The 4077-nt window shown below is 71.7% G+C and carries 3 protein-coding genes; all 3 read left to right on the forward strand.

Going from position 1 to position 4077, the window contains the following annotated elements:
• Positions 1 to 45 precede the first annotated feature (45 nt).
• From hisS to hisG, 3 genes are read left to right on the forward strand one after another with little or no spacing between them, the layout of a single operon-like run.
• Positions 46 to 1728 (forward strand): histidine--tRNA ligase, encoded by a 1683-nt coding sequence (gene hisS, locus V7067_RS04510; RefSeq protein WP_334174688.1) that lies wholly within the window; start codon positions 46 to 48, stop codon positions 1726 to 1728.
• 13 nt (positions 1729 to 1741) lie between these two features.
• Positions 1742 to 2908, forward strand: coding sequence for an ATP phosphoribosyltransferase regulatory subunit (locus tag V7067_RS04515; protein ID WP_334174689.1), 1167 nt, complete (start codon positions 1742 to 1744; stop codon positions 2906 to 2908).
• Positions 2905 to 3879 (forward strand): ATP phosphoribosyltransferase, encoded by a 975-nt coding sequence (hisG, locus tag V7067_RS04520; RefSeq protein WP_334174690.1) that lies wholly within the window; start codon positions 2905 to 2907, stop codon positions 3877 to 3879. The genes V7067_RS04515 and hisG overlap by 4 nt, the downstream gene beginning before the upstream one ends.
• The last annotated feature ends 198 nt before the right edge of the window (positions 3880 to 4077 follow it).

Below are 4077 nucleotides of genomic sequence, written 5' to 3' on the forward strand. Positions count from 1 at the left end.
CGCGCGGGCGGCCCGGGCTGCCCGTCTTCACCTGAGATGAGTGCCATGGCGAATTCCGAGCCGGCCGAAAATGCGGCCACCGCAAACGCCCCCGCTGCGGGCGAGGGCAACACTGCCACCGCGGAAGCGAAGGTCCATGCCGGCACCCATGCGCAGCAGGCGAAGGGCAAGGCAAAGGACAGCAAGACCGCCAGAGACAGCAAGACCACGAAGGACGGCCGGCCGAAGCCGCGCCTGCCGCGCGGCCTTGTCGACCGCGCACCGGCGGATCTGGCGGCGACCGAAAGCCTGCTGACCGCGATCCGCGCGTCTTACACGCTCTATGGCTTCGAGCCGGTGGAAACGCCGCTCATCGAATATGCCGACTGCCTCGGCAAGTTCCTGCCCGATCAGGACCGGCCGAACGAGGGCGTGTTCGCCTTTCAGGACGACGACGAGGAATGGCTGGCGCTGCGCTATGACCTGACCGCGCCGCTCGCCCGCTATGTGGCGGAAAACTACGACCGCCTGCCCAAGCCTTACCGCTCCTATCGGGTGGGCTGGGTGTTCCGCAACGAAAAGCCGGGGCCGGGGCGCTTCCGCCAGTTCATGCAGTTCGATGCCGACACCGTCGGCACGGCTTCGGTCGCCGCCGATGCCGAAATCTGCATGATGGCGGCCGACACGCTGGAAAAGCTCGGCATTCCGCGCGGCGACTATGTCATCCGCATCAACAACCGCAAGGTTCTGGATGGCGTGATGGAAGCCGCCGGCCTTGCCGGGGCGGAGAACGCCGGTCGCCGGCTGACGGTGCTGCGGGCCATCGACAAGCTCGACAAGATCGGGCCGGAAGGCGTGCGCGACCTTCTGGGCGAAGGCCGGCTGGACCCGAGCGGCGATTTCACCCGCGGCGCCGGGCTGGAGGGCGGGCAGATCGAACGCATCCTCGCCTTCACCGTGGCCGGGGCGGACGATCCGGCGGTGACCTGCGCCAACCTCGCCGGTCTGGTGGAAACCAGCCCGCGCGGCAGCGAAGGCGTGGCGGAACTGACCGAGATTGCCGGCCACCTCGCCGCGGCCGGCTACGGGCCGGAGCGCATCCGCATCGATCCGTCCGTGGTGCGCGGGCTGGAATATTACACCGGCCCGGTGTTTGAGGCGGAACTCACCTTTACGGTGCTCGACGACGAGGGCCGGCCGGTGCGGTTCGGCTCGGTCGGCGGCGGCGGGCGTTATGACGGCCTGGTCGGCCGCTTCCGCGCCGAGAATGTGCCGGCAACGGGCTTTTCCGTCGGCGTTTCGCGTCTGGCCTCGGCGCTGGCGGCGCGGGCCGGGGGCGGCGCGGTGCGCGGCGCCGGCCCGGTGGTGGTGCTGGTGCTGGACCGCGATGCGGAGGCCTTCGCCGGTTATCAGCGTATGGTGCAGGGGCTGCGGGCCGCGGGCATCCGCGCCGAGCTCTATCTCGGCAGCGCCGGGCTCAAGGCGCAGATGAAATATGCCGACCGGCGCGATGCGCCGTGCGTGATCATTCAGGGGTCCGACGAGCGCGCCGCCGGCACGGTGGAGATCAAGGATCTGGTGGAGGGCGCCCGCATGGCGGACGCCATCGCCGACCATGCCGAGTGGCGCGAGGCGCGGCCGGCGCAGTTCACGGTGGCAACCGGCGACGTGGTGCAGGCGGTGGCCGACCTTCTCGCCCGCCAGAGCGCCGACCGCCAGCGTGCCGGCGGACCGGCCGGCGAACGCTGAGAAGGGGCGGGCCATGACTTCCAACGACACCCCGGCCGCCCCGGCCGTTGCGGTCGCCGACCGGCTGGATGCGCTGAAGGCGTTGCTCGCCTCCGGCGGCAACCGCTTCGCCGAGCCCGCCGTGCTGCAGCCGGCAGCGCTGTTTCTGGAACTCGCCGGCGAGGATCTGCGCCGGCGCATGTTCCTCACCGCCGGCGCGGGCGGCGACGAACTGTGCCTGCGGCCGGATTTCACCATTCCGGTCTGCAACATGCATCTGCGCGGCGGGTCTGCCGACCGGCCGGCGGGCTATGCCTATCTGGGGCCGATCTTCCGCCAGCGCGCCGACGGGCCGCCGGAAAGTCTGCAGGCCGGGCTTGAGCGCCTTGGCGATGCCGATCTGGAGGTCGCCGATGCCGATGTGCTGGCGCGGGCGCTGGAGGCGGTGCGGCTGCTGGGCATCGCCCGTCCGCAGGTGCGCCTCGGCGACGAGGGCCTGTTCACGGCGCTGATCGAGGCGCTGCCGCTGCCGCAGGCCTGGCGCCGGCGGCTTTCGGCCGCCTTCGGCGATACCGCGCGGGTGCTGGCCGCGCTCGACCGGCTGGAGGGGCGCACGGGCGAGGCTCCGGCGGTGCCGATTGCCGGGGCGCTGGCCGATGCCGATCCCGAAACCGCGCGGGCGCTGGTGGAAAACATGCTGGCGGTGGCCGGCCTCACCCCGGTCGGCGGCCGCTCGCCGGGCGAGATTGCCGACCGGCTGGTGGAGCAGGCCGCCCTTGCCGCCGGTGCCCGGCTGGCGCCGGAGGCGGCCCGCATCCTGCGCGGCTATCTGGCCATCGCCGCCCCGCTGGACCGGGCGGCGGACGCGGTTGCCGCCTTCGCGGCCGGCGCGGGTCTCGATCTGTCCGCGGCGCTGGAGCGCTTCTCCCGCCGCACCGCCCTGATCGCGGAACGCGGGGTGGAGACCGGCGCGATCGCCTTTGCCGGCGAGTTCGGCCGCCGGCTCGATTACTACACCGGCTTCATGTTCGAGATTCACGACCGCTCGCGGCCGGCCGCCAGCGGCAACGGCCAGATCGTCGGCGGCGGGCGCTACGATCGCCTGCTGCAACTGATGGGGGCCGGCGAGAGCGTGCCTGCCGTGGGCTTTTCGATCTGGCTGGAGCGGGTCGTTCCCGCGCGCAACGAGGCAGAGGCATGAGCGGGCCGCTGATCATCGCCATCCCCTCCAAGGGACGGCTGCAGGAAAACACCCAGAGTTTCTTCGCCCGTGCCGGCCTGCCGTTCGTGCAGGCGGGCGGTGCGCGCGGCTATCGCGGTTCGGTGAAGGGCGTGGAGGGCGTGGAGATCGCCTTCCTCTCCGCCTCCGAGATCGCCCGCGAGATCGCTGGCGGCGGCGTGCATCTCGGCGTCACCGGGCTCGATCTGGTGCATGAGAGCATTCCGGAACCGGTCGCGCGCGAGCAGCTCATTCACCGCGTGCTGCCGCTGGGCTTCGGCCATGCCGATGTGGTGGTGGCGGTGCCGAAGGCGTGGATCGACGTGCGCTCCATGGCCGATCTGGCCGACGTGGCGACCGATTTCCGCGTGCGCCACGGCCGCTGGATGCGGGTGGCGACGAAATATATCCACCTCGCCCGCAGCCACTTCGCCGCCCACGACATTTCCGATTACCGCATCGTGGAAAGTCTCGGCGCCACCGAAGGCGCGCCGGCGGCGGGCTCGGCGGAACTGGTGATCGACATCACCACCACCGGCTCGACGCTGGAAGCCAACGCGCTGAAGATCATCGACGACGGCGTGATCCTGCGGTCCGAGGCGCATCTGCTGGCAAGCCGCAAGGCGGCGTGGAGCGGGGCGCAGCGCGCGGCGGTGCGCATCATCCTCGACCGCATTGCGGCCGAGGCGCGCGCCCGCACGGTGCGCGAGCTGCGCACCCGGGTGGCCGATGGCGCGCAGGTGGTGCGGCAGGTCCGCCAGTTGTTCGAGTGCGTGGCGCTGTCCGGCGGCGAAGGCGGCGAACTGGTGCTGCATGTGCCGGCGGCGCGGGTGTTCGACTGCGCCGCATGGCTCAAGGGCCATGGCGCTTCCACGGTGTCGGTGTCGGCGCTGTCGCAGGTGTTCGAGCCGGTGAACCCGATGGTCGACCGCCTCACGGCCGCACTCGGCTGAGCGGCCCGGCCGGCTGCGGATGCCGGGACCGACGGCGGCTGAATAAGGGCCGGCCCGGCAAAAGGCGGGGCACATGGCAGAGGCGGGTCTTCGCAGAGGCGGGTCTTCCGGCCCGCCCTGACAGGCCCGCGCGCGGGCCCGTCAGGCCGCCGGCGGATCATCCGGTTCCCGCGGTTGCCGGCGACGGCCGGATATCGG

Source organism: Pseudoxanthobacter sp. (genome assembly GCF_036822375.1).
Classification (GTDB): domain Bacteria; phylum Pseudomonadota; class Alphaproteobacteria; order Rhizobiales; family Segnochrobactraceae; genus Pseudoxanthobacter.